The sequence below is a fragment of the Paenibacillus sp. FW101-FHT12H11 genome (assembly GCF_058790355.1).
The window spans coordinates 531,449-550,072 of record NZ_JBYTCO010000003.1 but is presented as its reverse complement, the minus strand read 5'-3'; the positions used below and the strand labels follow the sequence as shown (position 1 = coordinate 550,072).

The 18,624-nt window shown below is 46.6% G+C and carries 14 protein-coding genes; 2 read left to right on the top strand and 12 right to left on the bottom strand.

Annotated elements, in window-relative coordinates; translation table 11 throughout:
• Positions 1 to 166: 166 nt before the first annotated feature.
• Positions 167 to 1,204: an NADH:flavin oxidoreductase/NADH oxidase gene (locus tag AC3WTJ_RS12595; RefSeq protein ID WP_492522031.1), complete on the bottom strand. Its 1,038-nt coding sequence runs from the start codon at positions 1,202 to 1,204 to the stop codon at positions 167 to 169.
• A gap of 292 nt (positions 1,205 to 1,496) precedes the next feature.
• Between AC3WTJ_RS12595 and AC3WTJ_RS12590 the strand changes: the two genes are divergently transcribed.
• Positions 1,497 to 2,396 (top strand): LysR family transcriptional regulator, encoded by a 900-nt coding sequence (locus AC3WTJ_RS12590; RefSeq protein WP_492522030.1) that lies wholly within the window; start codon positions 1,497 to 1,499, stop codon positions 2,394 to 2,396.
• Here AC3WTJ_RS12590 and AC3WTJ_RS12585 read toward each other — a convergent pair.
• From AC3WTJ_RS12585 to AC3WTJ_RS12565, 5 genes are all read right to left on the bottom strand, one after another.
• Complete coding sequence (locus AC3WTJ_RS12585; protein WP_492522029.1) at positions 2,350 to 2,721, bottom strand: LysR substrate-binding domain-containing protein; 372 nt, start codon at positions 2,719 to 2,721, stop codon at positions 2,350 to 2,352. The genes AC3WTJ_RS12590 and AC3WTJ_RS12585 overlap by 47 nt on opposite strands.
• 13 nt (positions 2,722 to 2,734) lie before the next feature.
• Positions 2,735 to 2,857, bottom strand: coding sequence for a LysR family transcriptional regulator (locus AC3WTJ_RS12580; protein WP_492522028.1), 123 nt, complete (start codon positions 2,855 to 2,857; stop codon positions 2,735 to 2,737).
• A 635-nt stretch (positions 2,858 to 3,492) separates the two neighbouring features.
• The gene (locus tag AC3WTJ_RS12575) at positions 3,493 to 4,659 is read right to left on the bottom strand and encodes an iron-containing alcohol dehydrogenase (RefSeq protein ID WP_492522027.1); all 1,167 of its coding nucleotides are present in this window, start codon (positions 4,657 to 4,659) and stop codon (positions 3,493 to 3,495) included.
• Positions 4,660 to 4,701: 42 nt separating this feature from the next.
• Complete coding sequence (locus AC3WTJ_RS12570) at positions 4,702 to 5,163, bottom strand: DinB family protein (RefSeq protein WP_127449019.1); 462 nt, start codon at positions 5,161 to 5,163, stop codon at positions 4,702 to 4,704.
• A 19-nt stretch (positions 5,164 to 5,182) separates the two neighbouring features.
• A complete protein-coding gene (locus tag AC3WTJ_RS12565) occupies positions 5,183 to 5,845 on the bottom strand; it encodes a type 1 glutamine amidotransferase domain-containing protein (protein ID WP_492522026.1) in 663 nt (220 codons plus the stop codon).
• A 310-nt stretch (positions 5,846 to 6,155) separates the two neighbouring features.
• Between AC3WTJ_RS12565 and AC3WTJ_RS12560 the strand changes: the two genes are divergently transcribed.
• The gene (locus AC3WTJ_RS12560; RefSeq protein WP_492522025.1) at positions 6,156 to 6,944 is read left to right on the top strand and encodes a GNAT family N-acetyltransferase; all 789 of its coding nucleotides are present in this window, start codon (positions 6,156 to 6,158) and stop codon (positions 6,942 to 6,944) included.
• A 91-nt stretch (positions 6,945 to 7,035) separates the two neighbouring features.
• On the opposite strand, the gene AC3WTJ_RS12555 is transcribed toward AC3WTJ_RS12560, so the two are convergent.
• From AC3WTJ_RS12555 to AC3WTJ_RS12530, 6 genes are all read right to left on the bottom strand, one after another.
• Complete coding sequence (locus tag AC3WTJ_RS12555) at positions 7,036 to 10,833, bottom strand: rhamnogalacturonan lyase family protein (protein ID WP_492522024.1); 3,798 nt, start codon at positions 10,831 to 10,833, stop codon at positions 7,036 to 7,038.
• 1,108 nt (positions 10,834 to 11,941) lie between these two features.
• Complete coding sequence (locus AC3WTJ_RS12550) at positions 11,942 to 13,057, bottom strand: type I phosphomannose isomerase catalytic subunit (RefSeq protein WP_492522023.1); 1,116 nt, start codon at positions 13,055 to 13,057, stop codon at positions 11,942 to 11,944.
• A 2-nt stretch (positions 13,058 to 13,059) separates the two neighbouring features.
• Positions 13,060 to 15,156: a beta-galactosidase gene (locus tag AC3WTJ_RS12545; RefSeq protein WP_492522022.1), complete on the bottom strand. Its 2,097-nt coding sequence runs from the start codon at positions 15,154 to 15,156 to the stop codon at positions 13,060 to 13,062.
• An 18-nt stretch (positions 15,157 to 15,174) separates the two neighbouring features.
• Entirely contained in the window at positions 15,175 to 16,233 is a 1,059-nt protein-coding gene (locus tag AC3WTJ_RS12540) for a Gfo/Idh/MocA family protein (RefSeq protein ID WP_492522021.1), read from the bottom strand.
• Positions 16,230 to 17,054 (bottom strand): sugar phosphate isomerase/epimerase family protein, encoded by an 825-nt coding sequence (locus AC3WTJ_RS12535; protein WP_492522020.1) that lies wholly within the window; start codon positions 17,052 to 17,054, stop codon positions 16,230 to 16,232. The genes AC3WTJ_RS12540 and AC3WTJ_RS12535 overlap by 4 nt, the downstream gene beginning before the upstream one ends.
• Before the next feature lie 26 nt (positions 17,055 to 17,080).
• On the bottom strand, positions 17,081 to 18,607 hold the full coding sequence (locus AC3WTJ_RS12530) for an extracellular solute-binding protein (protein ID WP_492522019.1): 1,527 nt from the start codon (positions 18,605 to 18,607) through the stop codon (positions 17,081 to 17,083).
• Between the last annotated feature and the right edge of the window lie 17 nt (positions 18,608 to 18,624).

Genomic DNA, 18,624 nt, shown 5'->3' with positions numbered 1-18,624 from the left:
TTCATGATCTTATCGTAATGCAAAAACGCTTTCATGATCAATCAAATCAAAATCCCTTTTCGTCATGAATAATGTTGACATCATTTAAACCTGTTATTACTGCACTCCCTGTTAACGTGCAAAAGACAGCCGATTGATCACCGGCTGCCTCCTCATTATGATCGATTTACTTAAGTCCAAAACCCATGCCATATACGCCAGGAAACTCTATTTCTTTTCCTAGCTTCTTAGCAGCTTCTAACGTCCAATATGGATTTCTTAACATCCCGCGGCCCACACCCACGAGATCTGCGTCCTCGTTGCCGATCACGGAATTCGCTAACGCCGGATCGTCTAACCGTCCCACGGCAATCACCGGTACATTCAGCGCATTCCTGATTTCTCTTGCCATAGGTACTTGATACGCCACATGGGTGCCCGGTCTCCCGTGCGCAAGAATTGGCCCTTCTCCACCGGAGCTGATATGAAACATGTCCACACCTGCTTCCTTATACACTTTGGAAAAGGCAATACTTTCTGTAAGCCCATAACCGCCATCCACGTATTCTCTTGCCGAAATACGCATCAAAAGCGGCATGTCATCAGGCATCACGCCTTTGACGGCCCGAATAACCTGCTGACCGAACAATGGCAAATCTTTGCCGTATTCATCCGTGCGTTTGTTTGTATACGCAGACTGGAACTGGTGAATCAAATAGCCATGAGCTCCGTGAATTTCAATCGTATCTACGCCAGCCTTGATCGCACGTTCGGCAGCCAGACGATACTTGTCCACCATGTGCTTGACTTCGTCCGTAGTGAGTGCTCGTGGTGTTTTATATGTTTCCGTCTCATCGAATGGAATAGCAGAAGGCGCTACAGGAACTTCTGCATGTTCCGCTTTACGTCCCGCATGAGCAATCTGAATGCCCACTTTGGCCCCGTATTGGTGAACGGCATCAACGATTCGCTTCAATGGTGCGATCTGTTCGTCAGACCATAATCCAAGGTCAAAATCCGTAATTCGGCCATCTGGCTCAATATCCGTCATTTCAATGATGATAAGTCCCGCTCCGCCGATCGCGCGGCTAAGATAGTGATTATAATGCCAATCATTTATGACTCCGTCATTATTTCTGACAGCATATTGGCACATTGGCGGCATGACGACACGATTTTTCAGTTCCAATCCTTTCAGCTTGTAGGGTGTAAATAAATGGTCCATTTTTTGTTCCTCCTATCATTATATGAAAGAAATAGTCCTCATCATTTTTTTAACCATAACCAGTAGCATAACCATCAAACATAGCAATATCCCAGTAGGAATGCGTTCCCCCATCGTTGGATATATTACCAGGGCTCCACGTATCCTTACGTAAATAATTTGTTCCCGAAATGCAAAAGATCATCTTAGCATTTCGTCGTGTTTGCCGTATCCATACTGTAACATCTTAGAGCTTCGAATCGAACTACCGATAAGTTAGGTGAGGAATAACCAAAGGTTATGGGGGATGGACGTGAAGATCGAATGGTTAGAAGCCTTCCGGCAAACGGCTGAAACGAAGAGTTTAACAAAAGCTAGTGACATTCTGCATATTAGTCAGCCCGCCTTAAGCAAACAAATTCGCACCCTGGAGGATGAATTAGGAGCACAATTATTGGTGCGTTCCTCCACTGGCGTAACGCTAACGCAATCCGGCCAGATTGTACTTGAAAGAAGCAAGAAAATAATGAACGAACTAAACGATCTGAGAAAAGAGATTGCGCTAACTCAAGACGAAGGCAAAGTTGATCTTGTCATTGGATCATGGCCAAGCGTTGCAACTATGTTTTTGCCAAACCATATGGCGGCTAGTCAACGGGAAGATACCAAAATGGCATTCAAAATCAGGGTGTTTTACAGCTTTTTTGACCTGATAAAAAATATAGAAAACGGTACCATCGATGCGGCCTTATTTGATGACAGAGGCGTCCAACATCATTTTCATTCGACCCCCGTTTTTAAAGAAAACTTTTTCTTATTTGTGAATGCCAATCATCCCTTTTTCGGAAATAAAGAAAATGTATCCTTTCATGAGATAAAAGATGACCCCTTTGTTATGCTTCCTGAGGGGTGCGATGTCAGGATGCTGGTGGAAAAGGAATTTTCAACTAGAGGAGAAACGTTACATATCGCGTTAGAAATTGAGTTGGGACAGAGCATCCTTGGTTTTGTACAAGCCAATCTGGGCATAACCATTTTGCCTGAAATCTTCATTAACCAAACGAATGATTCGATTAAAGCAATCCCGATTACAGATTTCAGATTAACCCGTCAAATCTCTGTCGTTACCCGTGAAAAATCAATAAGTAAGCAATTATTAACTTTATTTAATGCGAGTTCGAAGCCAAATGAACATCTCCCGGTTCATCCCTGATATCTTCCGAAACACGCTGAATAAATTCATTAATGACGAGCACATGTTTATGTTTGGATTTAAAACCAATGAATATTTCATTATGAACCTTCAAATCTTCGAAAATGATTTTCCATCTTGGATTGGTCCCATTCTGATCCTTCAAAATATGCGTTGGGAGCAGACTCATCCCCGCCCCTTCCTCAACGGCCTTTAGAATTAAATGCATGCTAGGGATAACATGGGCTGGATTAATGGTGGTCCCTTTTTGAAAAACTCTTTCCAATATCTTCTTATAATAGGAAGTTCCAGGCCATAGCTGATCCACTTTTGTTCGGAGAGCCATCGTTCCTTCTCCTTCAAAAGCGTGAAAGGTGCTGGCTCAATGCGGGCTGGGTCATGATCCGCGTCTTAGCGGCCTCCGATACGGAATTATGCTTAAAAATGGCAATAAAGCTTCTGTACCATTCAAAATCGACCATGGCCACTCCTTCCTCTCACATACACAACAAATTACAAAATAAAGACTCGTAAATAAATTTATTTATATACAGGTCAATTAATTTACTGCTGTAGCCATACCGTAACATGATGAATGCGTGATTAGAACTATCATTAAGTTTAGAATGCATAACAAAAAGTTATGGCTCATGTGCCTTCACTCAGGACTGCAACGCTAGAAATTCAACGTTACTGTGACACTAAGCAAGGGGAATCTCATACTAGCTTGAAGTTGGTCAACACCCTAAAGGAACTACAGGCCACTATTCTAGCAAATTCAGCCGCTTACACGTTCAAGCGGAACTGCAGGACCTTATTTGACTGCCTAACCCCGTTTTCTTTAAGAAAACGGACAAATAGCGCCCCACAGTTCCCCTCCACGCAAAAAAGAGCCTTTTTCGATGAGATAGCGCCCTGTAGTTCCCCTGCTAGGGACGAGTCGTTCAAAAGCTTCCCCCAAATCGTCGACTGGATTTAAGAGAACCACTTGATCTCCCAAAGGCGCAGAATCTCTTAATAGTTTTGACTGACTTCAGTAAGCGCGGTCGGAGAAATGAATTAAAGGGCTATCTCTCTGGTCGTATGAACCTTCGAGACAGCCCCAATTTTCAATAAATTACAGTGAATTTCTCAAAATTTTTCGGACATCCTCATTCGTAAGAGGAACATAGTTACCTATTTGATCGGCGAGCATAGCTCTTTCCGTCATTAACTCAATTTCCTTATCATCAATGCCATAGTCTGAGAGCTTAGTAGGCGCTCCAATGGATGTCCAAAATTTCACGAGCGACTCGATCGCTTCCGCTGCCAGTTGCGTATCCGTTTTTCCTGCTGGATCCAAATCGAATACACGCACACCCAACTGCGCGACTTTCTCAGGACGCACAGCCGCGACATGTTCCATCCAGCGTGGGAAAAGAATCGCTAGGCCTCCACCGTGCGGGATATCATGGACAGCCGATACGGCATGTTCAATGTAATGCGTTGCCCAATCGGTTTTAACGCCCATTGCGGTTAGTCCGTTCAAGGCCAATGTTCCATTCAACAACATGACTTCTCGATATTCGTAATTGTTCAAATCGTTCACGAGCTTAGGTGCCGTCTCGATAACGGTGTGAAGAATCGCTTCACCGATTCTTTCTTGAAGTGGTGCATTGCTAGAGGCATGGAAATACTGTTCGAAGACATGGGACATAATATCAACAATGCCGTATACCGTTTGATCACGTGGTACAGTGAAGGTAAGCTCTGGATCCAGAATACTGAATCTTGGATAGACATGAATGGAGTTAAACGATTTTTTCTCATTCTCTTCCCAATTGGTAATGACGGAATTTCCGTTCATCTCGGAACCTGTTGCCGCTAACGTTAGAATAGCACCAATCGGAACAGAGATTGATGAAGCTGTCGCTTTCTTAAGCACGAAATCCCATACGTCTCCATCGTACGGCACGCCCGCGGCAATTGCTTTTGCACAATCGAGCACACTGCCGCCACCAACGGCAAGGATGAAATCAAGCTGATTTTCTCTTATCAGGCTAATCCCTTTTTTGACGGTCGTGAGACGCGGGTTTGGCTCAACGCCTCCTAACTCAACAACTGTAGCGTCGATTTCTTTCAGTTCCTGAATAACCTTGTCGTAAAGGCCGCTCTTTTTGATACTGCCGCCACCATACAATAACAAAATACGTTTGCCATAAGCGGGAATTTCTTTTTTCAAACTGCTTAATTGACCTTTTCCAAATAGAAGCTTAGTCGGATTATAAAACTCAAATTTATCCATTATCGTTGTTACCCCTCTCGAATGCGAATGAATTTCTGCTAATTATACGCTCAAATCGACATAAAACGGCGGCGTTACGCCTAACATGCGGGCATATACGAAGAGCTGTCCTTTATGATGGGCCTCATGTCCAATTAAACGATGAAGCACTTCTACGATTGGTTCTACATTTTCAAAAATAGTTGCGTCTTGTTGCAAATCTGATTCTGAATAAGAGGCAAGTTTTTGTTCGTGTTCGGCGGTTAACTGCTGAAGAAGCTCACGAGCTTCCGAAATGGTCGACGGAACGGGTGGGACGATCATATCGCGCGATTCAATAGCGGCAAAAAAGAAATCCGGTGTCATCGCAAGATGATGGATAAGCTCAATTGTCGTCATCCCGCCGTCCCATGGGCGCCATGTTCCTCCTGATTCAGGCAATAGCGCTACAAGTTCACGCAAGGCATTGCGGTGCATTTTCCAACGTTTCATTACTTGTTGTGTAGTTGTAAGTTCATTTTTCATTGTAAATAGCCCCCCCTGATTATTTATTTAGTTGACGAATAACTTCCTTAGCGGCACTTTCCGCAGATTGTGGGTTTTGGCTTGTAATGAGATTGCCGTCCACTTGAAAGTTATCAGTCCAATTCGGCGCTAAGACGATATTAGCTCCCAATTCGCGAAGGCGTGTTTCTAATAAAAACGGCATGTATTTATCTAAAGTCGTTTCTCTTTCTTCCTCATCGGTGAACGCCGCGATCGTTTTTCCTGCTACGAGAGGCGTGTCATCTGACAATTTCACGCCGACAAGTGCTGCCGGACCATGACAAACAGCGGCAACGATTTTACCGGATTCATACATCGTACGGATCATGGATTGCAGCACCTCGTTATCTGGCATGTCGAACATCGTTCCATGTCCACCCGGGATGAAAATAGCATCGTAAGAATGAATGTCGTTCACATTTTCCAACTTCATAGTGTCTTTCAGGTATTTAGCCATATCTAACATCTCTTGAGGAGCGCCTTCTAGACTTCTATGATCTAGAGGAACCTTCCCACCTAGTGGGCTTGCTATCGTAACTTCATATCCTTTATTGTTAAATGCGAGGTATGGCTCTACAAATTCTGACAACCATAATCCTGTTCGCTCATTCTCATTTATTTGATCGGCAGTTGTGACTACCATTAGAATACGTTTGGTCATTGAAATTCCCCCTTTTCGTCCATGCAGCTGACTTACGAAAGATATTATTGCCTCTGAGACGCTTATTACACATCTTAAAAACCGAATGTGATGATATTTTTTATATCAGCAGCTGCATTCGCCTATTGTTTTGGCGGTAAACATACTTTAACACCTTGGCACTGTGGATTGTACTACAGGTAAGTTGGGGGCGACATAATGAAAAGTTATGGGGATAACCTCATAAACATTTCGTTATTTGTTCGAAGAAATTTTACGCTTTACAATAACGGAATGCAGGCCCTAATCCTATACCCAGTGAGGTCAAACCATGATAAGCACGCCAGACATCATCAAACAAAACATGATTCATATTATGAAGCAAATGAGCGGCTCCTGTCCTCGCATGTCATTCGTGAAGGCACCACAAGTGATTCGTTACGAAAGCGATCTTCCTCATTCGCTATTCAATCGGATTATCACCTATGAAGGACTGAAATCCGATGGCGCATTGAACGATATCGCAACAATTGCCGATCATTATCGGTCATCTAAGCGCCCTTTCTCATGGTTGATCTGGTCGCATGACACCGATGCGGCTGAGCTGGCAAGTGTTCTGGAGGAACAAGGACTTAAAAAGTCCGGTCAATCTCCCGGGATGTCACTTTCCCTTACGGATTGGACGTATAAGGCTCCAAGCATTTCTAGCTTCGAAATCAAACCTATCCGGACAACAGCGGAATTCTCCTGGTTCAAAGAGATTGCCCTTCCTGCATTCGGCCTACAAGGAGAATCTGGCGAGGTATTCATGCAAGTAAACGAATCGTTAGCGCTCGGTAAACAAGCCATTTTACGGCATTATGTCGGATTCCTGGATGGACGTCCTGCCGGAGTGGTTACAGCCTTTCAAGATGGAGAAACCATTGGCATCTACAATGTAGCTACTGCTGGAGAATACAGACGGCAAGGTATCGGAAGCGCTTTGACCGCGCATGCCATTCGTGAGGGACAAGCCGCAGGCGGCAAGATAGCCGTACTGCAGTCAAGCGAGATGGGCGTTAGTGTGTATCGAGCGCTTGGATTCAGCGAAGAGGTTCGAATCGATTTTTATATCGGATAAATATACACTAAAAAACGGAGCCTTTAGACCGCAAATGCGGGGCTCCGTTTTTGGTTGCTTTTGTATTTGTTATTTTGCTCCTGCCAGTTTCCTAGTTCAGAATCTGAGTAGCAAGTATGACCAGATCCTCAATGTCTACAGTGCCATCGCCGCTCAAGTCGAACTGCTTCCACGAGTTCCAGTCGGAATCCGCGGACGACTTGCCGTAAGCTTTGGCCGCCAGCGCCAGGTCGCCGATGCTGATCTTGTTGTCATTGTTGAAATCGCCTCCGCCATTCGGCTTGATGACTGCATCCAGGAACGTCTGCAACGCCGTCTGCAGCTGAGCTGTCGCCTGATCCACCGCTGCCTGATCGGCTGCCGGGTTATTCGCAACCGCCTTGGCCTGATCGATCGCCGCCTGCAGCGTGGCCTTCGTACCTGTCGGATAATTACCGACTCCGCTGCCCTCCGCTGCTTGGTCATGCTTAGCCTGGGCATCCGCAATCAAAGCATTCAGAGCCGACTTATCCACCACAACCTGCTGCTCAATTCTCAAGCTGTGGCTCACTTCGTCGAGCGTTGTCTCCACGCCGTTAGCATCCGCCGTAATCGCCTTGCTGAGCAGGATCGACGTATTCCCTACCGCTTCCGGCTTCGTCCTGAAGCTCAGCTTCAAGAGTTCCCCATTCGGATCTGTCTGCTTCGCGCCAAGATGTACACCCAGTACACGCAGCTTGCCGTCAACCTGTTTGTGACTGACGACAACGAATTGATTATCGGCCATCGTAACAGGATCGTAAACCTGCTCCACAACCGTCGGATCGAATTCGAAGGTCAGATCCTGGGCCATCACTCCTGATTCCAGATCCTTCCCGCTGTAAATCAGATCGAACGTTTCACCGGGCTGTGCCGTAGCCGGTCCCGTAAGCTTAATTTTGCTCTGGGCATTCGGTGCCGTCTTTGGAATAGCGATGTCCGTCCTCATAGTGGGCAGCTTTGCCTCGTCACCCAGATAGAAGCTCGCGAATCCCATCTGATCGTAGCCGGTGTTCTTATTCGCCACGCCGCTGCGGTACATCGGATCGTGCATCAGTGTGCGAATACCGTACTCCGTCGGCGACAGAGTCGTGACGATGGCCAGACGGTTATTGCTGCCCCGAAGAATGAGCTCCTCGCGCCAGTCTCCAAACATGTCGGCCTTGAGTGTCGGAGTGCTTTTATTGCCGGTCGACGTAAGCCCGGTCGCGAGATAAGAGGTGGTCGCGAAGGTCAAGTCATTGACCGTGTTGATCGTAGCGCTGTTGACGGCCATGGCTGTCAAGCCGCCACCGAACCAGATGGCATTCTGGCCGCTGCCTAAATTTCTGCTGCCGTTCAGGAGCTCACCCGTGATCATGCTCCTGGCGCCGTTCTGCGAGTAGCCCTGCGCGCCGGGCCAGCGGTTAGAGAAGTTGCCGGCTACTGCGCCCTCGGCATCGGTACCGGCGTATACGCCGAAGACCAGCGAGTTTTCATAAATAATCTCGCCCTGCGCATTCAGCCGTTTGCCCTTCATCGGGTCATGTGCCTCCGGGCCGGGCAGCCATCCGTAATGCTTGCCGTTGCGTATGTCGTCCAGCATGTGCTCCTCGCTGCCGGACCACATTCGGATGCTATTGTCTTTGGCAACCGGGAGCAGTGCACTGCGGTCGCCGTGACGAAGCGGAGCCCACACATTCAGCGGGTTATTCCGAACCGCTTCGGTGGCGAACTCGAAGCTGTCAGCAACCGGAGGGATGCTATTCTGACCCTCGATTGTCGGCATGATGTCGCCGTTCAGTACCTTGGGCAGAATCATGGTCTTGTCGGCGTTCAAACCGAGAACCATCGCTTTCATCACGATCTCATCCCGTCCGTCGCCGTCAAGGTCGGCGGTTTGAGTTTGATGGTTGCCGCGGTTCTGGTAGTCATACGCGGAACCTCCCAATGTCCAGTACCTCGGGTCGGCCGAGTCGAAGCTGGCCTGAAGGTTGACTTTGCCGTTCACGATATTGTAAGCGGCAAAAGTCGTCCTTGCGTAGTAGCCGCGCTGAGAGACGGCATAATTGTTAACACCGTCAAGAGCAGCTACGACGCCGAGATAGCGGTTGGCGCGGTTACCCTGCGCGTCGCCCCACACGGCCGCCTTCCAGGGGTGCTCAAGCCAGTAGGCTTCTTTTTCAGCCATGATCTGTGCTTTATAATCACTAGTCGAGCTACCGGCACCCGGGCCGGGGAAAGCCAAATAAGAGTAATTCCCGCGCTGGGATTCTGGCGTCATAGCCCAGTTCTCGCCGTCAATGCTGCCCTTGTAAGGAAACGGATATTTGGCGCTGTCCATGAGCACGCCTTTGCCAGCTTCGCCGTCCCACTTAAAAGCCGAGAAAAACTCTTGATCGTCTTTGGCGGAGCCGATCGGGCCAACGTGGTAGGTCTTAATCCACCGTTTGACCGTCGGATCATTGACTCCATCATTGCCGCCACCGGCTATCGGGCTGCGATAGGAAATGGTGAAGCTGTTAAGGAGAGACCAATAGGTATTAAGGGCCTGTTCGTTGCCGGATGCGAAGTATTCCTTGAACTTGTCTGTGGTAGCATTCAAGCCGTCATTGCCACCCACAACGGTATTGAGGGTATCTTGATATATGACGGACTGTGACTCTTCATCCCAATTTCCGATGCGAGTGCCCAAGGCAGTCTTCAGCATTAGCTCGGCTTTGCCGTCACCGTCAAAGTCTTGGCTAAACAAGGTGGTCTCGTGGTCGTTGGCTGCTCTTACGTTATAGCCCATATCGACGCGGAACAGCAGCGTGCCGTCCAGCTTATACACGTCTATGTACTCGGGAGCGGTCAAGTTGTTACTGCCACTGAAGATCGGCTCGGAATACATAGGATCTTGCTGGGTGCTGCGCCACTTCACGACGATCTCATACTCGCCGTCGCCGTCAAAATCGCCCACCGTCATGTCATGGGTGGAGTAGGCGCTGCTTTGCGATGTATATATGGCCCCCGTGCCGGTTTTCGCATAGGGAAGTTTCGGTCCTGCGTCCAGTTCCTCAACGTACTTCATGAACTTGGCCTCCAGCTCTGCGTACAAGGCATCGCTGATAATACCGTCGGTCCCGAGCGAATGGGGCGGTTGCCAAGTTTCCTTATTGTACTCACCCAGCTTGTCGACCCATCCGCTAAGGTCTGCAGCGCTGACAGGGGTTTTGTTGTCATGCGGCTCGCGGAATGCCCTGAGCAGATCCATGTCGACGACATACCAGTGCTGGCCGCCCGTACCGGGGATTACCATGTTGGCCGTAGTCAAATTAGTGCCCGGGCCGAACCTGTTGCCGCGGTAGGTAAAGTGCGCGAGCGGCAAAGGAGATGGAGCCGGCTTCATTGGGATATAATGCACGGCGCCCCTGTTGGCCTGTCCGGCGCTTCCCGCCAGAGCCGACAGCATGGGTACGGACATCCCCTGCCTGACTCCCTCAGCGCCGTTAATGACTGGCGCCACTTCATAGATGGAAGATATGAGACCAGCCGGGTCGGTGTAATTAGACGGGGTGACGTTTTCTTTTACAATGCCGGGGTTTGTCTCGTAATTGCTCTCTGGCTGTACGTCCCGGGGTATGATGGTTGTGATCTTCACAAAATCAGCATCTCCATCTTTGCGGTAGACGTTCCAGGAGAGGCCATCGGGTTCGTCTCCCAGGAAGCGCCAGCTCAGGAATATGCCGCCTGAGACTTGGGCAGCGACCAAGCCGCGTGTCAGATATTCCATCGGGCGCAGTCTGGGCGCTGCACCATCAGCTGACGCCGGGACGATGAAGGCGAACAAGGACAGGCACATAGAAAGCGCCAGGGACATAGATATGAGTCTGAGCAGTGACTTTTGCATTTTTGTTTTCCTCCCTCTAATCATGTTGATATATCCATTTGATCCGTTCTCAAGCACTGTTAATTTTTCGAATGTAAACGTTTTCTAAAATGTTCTATATCATGTGAAACTGTTCCAACATGCAGGTGCACGAAGTGAACAATGATGGAAAGTAGGATTAGAAAATTATGCGATGCAGAATGGATCTCTGCGTATCTTGTGTGATATACCTCCCACATCTCTTCGGGCATCACTCAGGTAACCAATATCCGCCGATAGGAAAACAATGATATATCTCCAAACCCAGGTGCCGTTGATCTCTACAGATCGGAAACCATTTGACTCACCCCCTTGATCCATTTCGTAGCAAAACATCGGAATCGCTGCGAAATCCGGATAGTTCCACCTTACACTACGTGTCGGTTCAGGGGTAAGTTAAAAATCATACCTATTTGTTCAAAAATCAGAGGTGTTCGTTTGAACCATTATTTAATCGATGCAACAGCATCCTACGTTGTACTTTGCGCAACCATTTGGCTGTAATTTGGCCTCAGTTCACCTCTATATTGTACTTTGTGCAACCATTCATGCATGAAACTCCTTGCATCGCACCTTTTCGCAACAAAGGGTTGTATAATGTGCAACGAAAAACGGTATTAGCGGTCAGCACACGCCATTTCGTTGTAATAAGTGCAATGTAAGCCTTCGACTTCGACCTTGACTTTACTGCTCGGATGTCCCTCCGTCACCTCATCCCCAACACTTATCGCTCTTCACCTACTACCTTATCCTCTTCCATATTCCCATCCCATCACCGAGCACCCATCCCTCCTCACCATACTCCCACATTCTAACTGAAAAAGTACCGCTAATCCGTTCATTTCCACCACTAAAAATCCATTAAGTGGAAATCCTCCAGCTAATCCCTCAAATTTCAGCCGGGATGAAACGAATCGTCTGAATTACCTTGACAAATTCCAGCTATTTCATTGAAACTCCACTCCACTCCATATGTAACAGGAGAAATTCCAATTACTCCGCCAACGACCAGACACAAACAAGGAGAAGCAAAGCTTGTCCCTAATAAAAAAGAAGAAGCATCAGCTCCTTCCTTATTCAATCCAAACAATTATGAAATTGGGGGGTAACAAAAGATCACCTGCAAAGGTGAATCTCCCTCACTAACCCACTTCATCGTGGCCATAGAAGCCGGGATGAAAAAGGTATCTCCTTGATCGATAACGCTCATCCCTGACTCATAGGATAGAGTTCCTTTTCCTTGCGTAACTATAGCAATAGCGAAGGAACCGTTTAACTCATTTGAAAACGTACCATTTACGTTCAACCGGTCCATGGTAAAACGATCTGTGTCCGATGCTTGAATGAGTGCGGACAAGCATCCACCGTCCGTTTCCTGCAATATGCTCGGCTGCTTGTACCATTTGTTTTTTATTTGTTCCAATGAATGGTTGTCATAATGAAAACAATTCAACATCTCATCAAAACCCAATCCCTGGTGACAGGCTTGATCCGGCACAGGGTTACCTCGTGGTGTGGTTCTCTCTGTCCGAAGCGTGTAATCGGTTGGTTCCTGGATTTCAATCAGGAAACATCCACTTCCGATTGCGTGAGGCACTCCACCTTCTACAAGGAAAATATCCCCTTCACGTACGGGTATCCGATGCAGCGCATCCATCATCCCTGGAATATCCTGCGATTCGAATAAATTCTTCCAAACTTCGGCCGTCACTCCCGGTTTAAAGCCAAACAAAACATAAGGCTCTTCGCCATCTATGGTTCTGCCCCCCAACACATACCAGGCCTCCGTTTTGCCGAATCGAGAGTGGAATCTCGTTTCCGCAAAGTGCCGATCGGGATGCACTTGAATCGTCAGCCGCTCACTGGAATCGAGCAATTTAACCAATACAGCCGTTTGCGAGCCGAACTTTTCGACATGGGCTCTGCCCATAAAGGCTACCGGATCAGAATCTATCACTTCTTGCAAGGTCGTCATCGACCCGTCAGGGAGCTTAACCTTGCTCAGTCCTTCTTGGACGTGTTCACGGCCAACATTAACGGCTTTCACGACCGAAGCCACCCATTCCTCGGGAAAGCTGCTATCTTCCGGAGCAGCTTGCTTCTCCCATTGATCGATAAGTTTGCCGCCTGAATAGGTTCGCCATACCCGATTTGGCTGCAGCAGAATAGGGTGATTACTCAACCCATCAAAAAGATGATGCGACACTTTTATCCCCTCCACGAAAGTTTATAGATGCCAACATCCTTGGCAGGAATTGAAACACCGAGAGAAACACGTCCAAGCTCCTGATGGCTCTCAACTTTGCAGCTGTTTGAAATGCAGGAGACAGCCTCTAATTCTGTATCTATGCCGCTTAGGTATACATCGGAGGAAATCAACTCATTTGTATAATTGAATACAAACAAGAGCATTCCGCCTTCCCCTTTCAGGGAACACAATTTCAATCTGGCATCCGTTATAGAATGAAGCGATAGCGAATATAACGTATCCACATGCTGCACCCAATTTCGCACATGCAGTGAAGGCTCTTTATGGTATCCGTACCACAACATAGTCGAAATATATAAGATATGGCCTTTGCCAATCGGTGAGTGCAACATGGCGGGAGCGTTATCCGAATAACTACCCCAGACGTCCACATTCGGGCTAGTAACATTTAGAATTTTTCGCTCAAAATAGCCTGGCAGGCTTGACAGCTCGCCTTCTTGAAGTGAAATCTGCAGCTCTAACGGATCAATGTCGACCAAATGATAACCAAGATCAGCGTTCAAATCCCCGCCCGGCAACTGGTCATTCATAAGGCTATCTTCCTTGATTTCTCCAAATTTACCATCAGCAATTATGGTTCCGCCTTGTTCTGCGAATTGCTTGAGCGCTGCTGCAAGTTCAGAACCAATCGTCAGCTGATTCGTTAAGAACAGTGTCCCAAACACAGACGCTTTGCCATTCTTCACATCATCCGGCGTGATAAATTTCGCGGGGATGTTCAGCTCCCATAAACACTCATACAATCCGGCAATCGAATTAAGATAGATGTTGGTTTCGTCAGGCACAGTTAACGTAAAAGCTTTCGTAAAATCATGCGTCAACTTATCATACAGAATAGCCACGCGCGGCTGCTCAGGATCATAGTTGGTAAAAGCGGACCGATGCTCCATAAGAATGCTGCCGATTTCAGCAGCGGCATCCGCTCTTGGCGTAAAGCCTCCTTGCGCATCAACCAAACCTCGTCCAGCCGTTTGAATCCCTTTCATAAAAGGGTCCCATTTCCAATAAATAAGTCCCTTAGCCCCATGCGAAATCGCTTCCCAGTTCCACCATTTTAGTTCGTACGGGTGCACCACGCTTTTGGGTTTAAACATACTCCTATGATGGCTTTGCAGCTCCGAAATCCAGAAACGGCCTGTTCGTGTCGCAGAGTGCACACCGACAAAGGTTTCCCAACGTTTATAATGCGGGGTTCCTTCCAATGTCTCTTTGGGATAAAACGAGATGCCATACTCATCTACGTTCTCAGCTATGTTCCAATCATCATGAGGTCTCGAATAGAAATTATCCGTAGAGACCATAGAGTTAATGTTGTCAGCGATTGTCAACCGTTCAGGATCGACTGCTTTGATATAGCCCCGCCATTCACTCAGAATGATTCCCATGTTCTCTTTCCGGAATTGCTCCCAATCGACGAATGGCATTACGCTTGCCCACAGCCAGTAGGTGAACTCGATTTGGTTCCAGTCATAATACGAACGGTCCCATACTTCATTCAATCGTTCAATACGGCCATATTTCTCCTCTAGCCAGCTGCGGAATAACTGTAAAGTAAACCGATCATAGGAAGTAAACATCGTTTCATTCAAAATATCATACCCGTATAGGGCTGTTGAATGCTTATAAGCTTCTGCTGCGGCTGTATAATGCTTCTTCACAAGCTGCTTGACTTCCGGGTGATTGTAGTTTAAATAATCAAAAATGATTTTGTCGTTATCAACCGTTCCGTTTGCTTTTTTGGCGTAATAGTCTTCCTTCATTAAAAAATCCGGCGCATACTCGAGTGCGGTAATTTGGCCTGCCAACTCCATGATCACTTTCATCCCGATTTGTTCCGCATGCTTTAAAATGTCAATCCCTGTTTGAAAAGGGTAATTGGCGTTCGCTTTATTCTCCCACCAGAAGAAGGCCGGCCAGATGACAACGAAATTCATGCCGCAACGCTTCATATCGTCCAATTTTCTTCGTATATCTTCAAGCGTAAACTCTCTGTGCACCTTAAGAACGGAGCCATACGGAAAATCTGAGTTCTTCATTGGAATCTCCTAACAACCTTACGAATTTTGCCGATGGCATTCTTCCATCACTGCAATTTGTTGCCGTACTTGCTGCGGTGTAACCTCAAGTGCTTTCCCATTTACAATCGTTTGATATAGCATGGTATAAAAGCTTTCCGCCATCGTATGGAATAAATCTTTGCCCTGATCAATCGGGGCATCCCAGCTTTCTTCATACCACTTCAATTGTTCACGGCAATAAGCTGGCTCATTTTTTTCATTGACCAGCGGGGTGGTCACCAATTTCAGCTCTCCCGCTTCCTCTTGTTTGAAATATTTCCAGTCCAAATGTTTGGTGCTCCCATTAATCCCGCCTCTAGTCCCTTGGACATTATAAGTAAAGCTCGGATATGCGCAGCAGGAGGAGATTTCCACATCAATGACAGGACGTCCATGGCCGTGTAGGATGATCTTGACGTAATCTTCGGCATCCCCGGCTGTATTCGCACGATCCATAATTGAAGTGATATGCGGCATTTCCTCGCTGCCAAAAAATTGGAGAGCCTGATCTACCGGGTGCGGTCCCGTATTTAAGAGATTGCCGCCATCATTTGCGCGTAATGTCTGCCAATCCCATCGTCTTGCAAAATTGTTGTAGCCAATACTAACCTGAACCACTCTGCCTATGACGCCAGATTGAATAATTTCCTGCACCTGACGATAGGCTGGTGCGTACCTGGACTGCTGATAAATAGCAAGTAATTTCCCTGTTTTCTTTGCCGTATCGATTAAAATATCAACTTCCTCTACTGATCGAGCAAGAGGTTTCTCAGATAGGACATGAAATCCGTTTTCCATCACTTCTTTTGAAATCCCAAAATGAAAATGGCTAGGTGATGCATTAATAATTAAATCCAGATCATCTCTCTTGAACAGATCATGGTAATCACGATAAACATCACAGTTCAGCTCTTTTTTGGCTCTTTCAAGCCTTTCTTCCAACATGTCCGCTACAGCAACAATTTCATATTGCTCTTTCATTTGACTCAAGGAGTAGGCGTGTATATCACGCCCACTCCGTCCTTGACCAATAATAGCAACTCTGATCTTTTTCATTTCGTTACCTCCGTTGCTAATTTGCGCATATATTGTACATACTGGGGAAAGGCAATTTCAGGATTCTCCAATTCAGGATGCCATTTTTTCTCCCATTCCAAAGTAAAATAGCCCTCATATCCCTCACGTTTTAATAACGTATAAATGTCTTTCAATGGGATATCACCTTCTCCGGTTAAACAGTATTGGAAGCCTTCTCCCCCGTTATCCACGGTACGTGAATCTTTCACATGCGTATATTCGATCCATTGTCCCAAGACTTTCCAGCTATCTTCAGGTTGTTCGCCAATCATGCGATACGGATGATGCACATCCCACAGGACCCCTATTGCATCGGTATCGACCAATTCCAATACCTGTTTCATATTTACGCAAGAAATCCAATCATCATGTGTTTCAATCAAAAGTTTAACACCGTATGCCTTAGCGATCTTTGCCATTTCACTTACATGCTTAACGACCTTTTGAATCGCCGTTTCCCGATCGGCATCCCCGATTTTGCCGCCAAATACACGAATGTAGCGAGTTCCGAAAATGCTGCAAAGCTTTGAGAATTCGGTAATCTCCTTGAGATTTTTTTCGTAATTTTCCTCTGAAAATAAATGGACGGAACTTGAGAAGCAAGAAACATGCAATCCGGCCTTGGTGATTTTATCCAGCGTTTGTTGCACCTGCACGGAGAACTCAGGAAGCTTATAGATGTTCATTTCACCGGTTAACCCCCTAAAGTCGATTGCGTCAAAACCATATTCGGTGGCGCTGGCAATTATTTTGTCTAAGGGCCATTCCGGACATCCTAGTGTAGTGAAGGATAATTTCATACAGATTCACTCCGATCGCTGGATTTTTAGCCATTTTTCTTTTTGTAAGATTCGTTCATTTCCTGAACAATTTTAAGAAAATTCGGATCTGCCTTTAAATCGGCAACGAATTTGTCGTAGCTTGCAGAAGTTTCCTTCCCGACAATCATCTTGACCTTCATATCGGCGATTTTTTTCTGGTATTCAGGCCAGTATTTCACCCAAGCATCCGAATCCACCCCGATAGACGGATCAAGAACGGCAAATTTAGCACGTTCATCAATAATTTTGGCGTGAGCATCGTAGTAGTCCTTCGTGATACCGGACTTGTACGCTTTCTGATATTTATCAAATTTCAAAAAGATTTGTCCCATCGCTTGTTGGGATACGTTATCTTTCTTCGCTTGCTCCGTCGGAATCTTGAATCCGTCCTGCTCGGTGAAATGGACATCCTTAAAGCCATAATTCGCCAAGTCGGATCCTTCATCGGATGCACCGTAGTCCATAAACTCCATAATTTTCTTCACTTTAGCCTCAGGTACTTTTTTAGGAATCAAGAACATGCCGAACGAACCTGGATCGGTTACCGATGTATCGTTCAATGAAACAAGTGGTTTCACATAAGCATCAGGATTCGTTTTTCTGAGCTCTGCCGTTGACTCCCAAGCTTGGTCCATAGGTACGGCATCAATACCGCCTTTTCCAGCCTTCATCATATCCAGCGTTTGCGTCTGCTTCAAAATACTGAAATCTTCCGGAATCAACTTCTCAACATAGAGTTTGTTCAAATAAGTAAGCGCTTCTTTTTGGGCTGGCAAGAAAATGATAGGCGTCAGAATGCCATTCTCCATCTTCCAATCTCCAACGGTTTTCGTAAAAGCGGTCTCGATGACATTGAATTTCCCTATTCCTGTCGGGTCCGCATAACCCAAGAAACCGTACGTATCATTTTTACCGTTCCCATCCGGATCTTTCGTTGCAAAAGCTTTCATCACTTCATACAACTCATCTGTCGTAGTCGGCTCTTTCAAGCCCAACTTATCCAGCCAATCTTTACGGATATTTAGTCCCGTCTGCCCATAAACAGGTCTTACACGTGGAATTCCATAGTTTTTACCATCGCCGAATGCGAGGTTCTTCCAAGTAAGTTCCGGGAACTTAGCGAGATTGGGATAATTTTTATATAGATTTGTTAAATCCCAGAATGCTCCCTGCTGAGCCATGCTTTTCACCAACGGATATCTTTGAGGATAATCAGCAAGAATCAATTCCGGCAAGTCACCTGATGCCAACGTTACATTTAACTTGTCAGCGTAGTTATTCGGCGATACCCACGTGATTTTAAGCTTCGTGTTCGTACGTTTCTCGATCTCTTTTACAATCAAATTATCTTCACCCGGGGGCTCCTGAGAGAAGAAGGTCGACATGATACTGATCGTCGTTGGCTCATCTTTCTTATCACTACCACCTGCATTCGTTCCCGACTTGGAACTGCAAGCTGCCGTTGTTGCCATCAATACAGCTGCAGTCATGATTGTAACCGTTCTCATCATGAATCTTTTCTTCATTACCATCTTGAAAACCTCCTCTT

Coding starts and splice junctions, on each gene's coding strand:
- AC3WTJ_RS12595 (WP_492522031.1), bottom strand. CDS start 1,204: ATGGACCATTTATTTACACCCTACAAGCTGAAAGGATTGGAACTGAAA.
- AC3WTJ_RS12585 (WP_492522029.1), bottom strand. CDS start 2,721: ATGGCTCTCCGAACAAAAGTGGATCAGCTATGGCCTGGAACTTCCTAT.
- AC3WTJ_RS12580 (WP_492522028.1), bottom strand. CDS start 2,857: ATGGTCGATTTTGAATGGTACAGAAGCTTTATTGCCATTTTTAAGCAT.
- AC3WTJ_RS12575 (WP_492522027.1), bottom strand. CDS start 4,659: ATGGATAAATTTGAGTTTTATAATCCGACTAAGCTTCTATTTGGAAAA.
- AC3WTJ_RS12570 (WP_127449019.1), bottom strand. CDS start 5,163: ATGAAAAATGAACTTACAACTACACAACAAGTAATGAAACGTTGGAAA.
- AC3WTJ_RS12565 (WP_492522026.1), bottom strand. CDS start 5,845: ATGACCAAACGTATTCTAATGGTAGTCACAACTGCCGATCAAATAAAT.
- AC3WTJ_RS12560 (WP_492522025.1), top strand. CDS start 6,156: ATGATAAGCACGCCAGACATCATCAAACAAAACATGATTCATATTATG.
- AC3WTJ_RS12555 (WP_492522024.1), bottom strand. CDS start 10,833: ATGCAAAAGTCACTGCTCAGACTCATATCTATGTCCCTGGCGCTTTCT.
- AC3WTJ_RS12545 (WP_492522022.1), bottom strand. CDS start 15,156: ATGAAGAACTCAGATTTTCCGTATGGCTCCGTTCTTAAGGTGCACAGA.
- AC3WTJ_RS12540 (WP_492522021.1), bottom strand. CDS start 16,233: ATGAAAAAGATCAGAGTTGCTATTATTGGTCAAGGACGGAGTGGGCGT.
- AC3WTJ_RS12535 (WP_492522020.1), bottom strand. CDS start 17,054: ATGAAATTATCCTTCACTACACTAGGATGTCCGGAATGGCCCTTAGAC.
- AC3WTJ_RS12530 (WP_492522019.1), bottom strand. CDS start 18,607: ATGGTAATGAAGAAAAGATTCATGATGAGAACGGTTACAATCATGACT.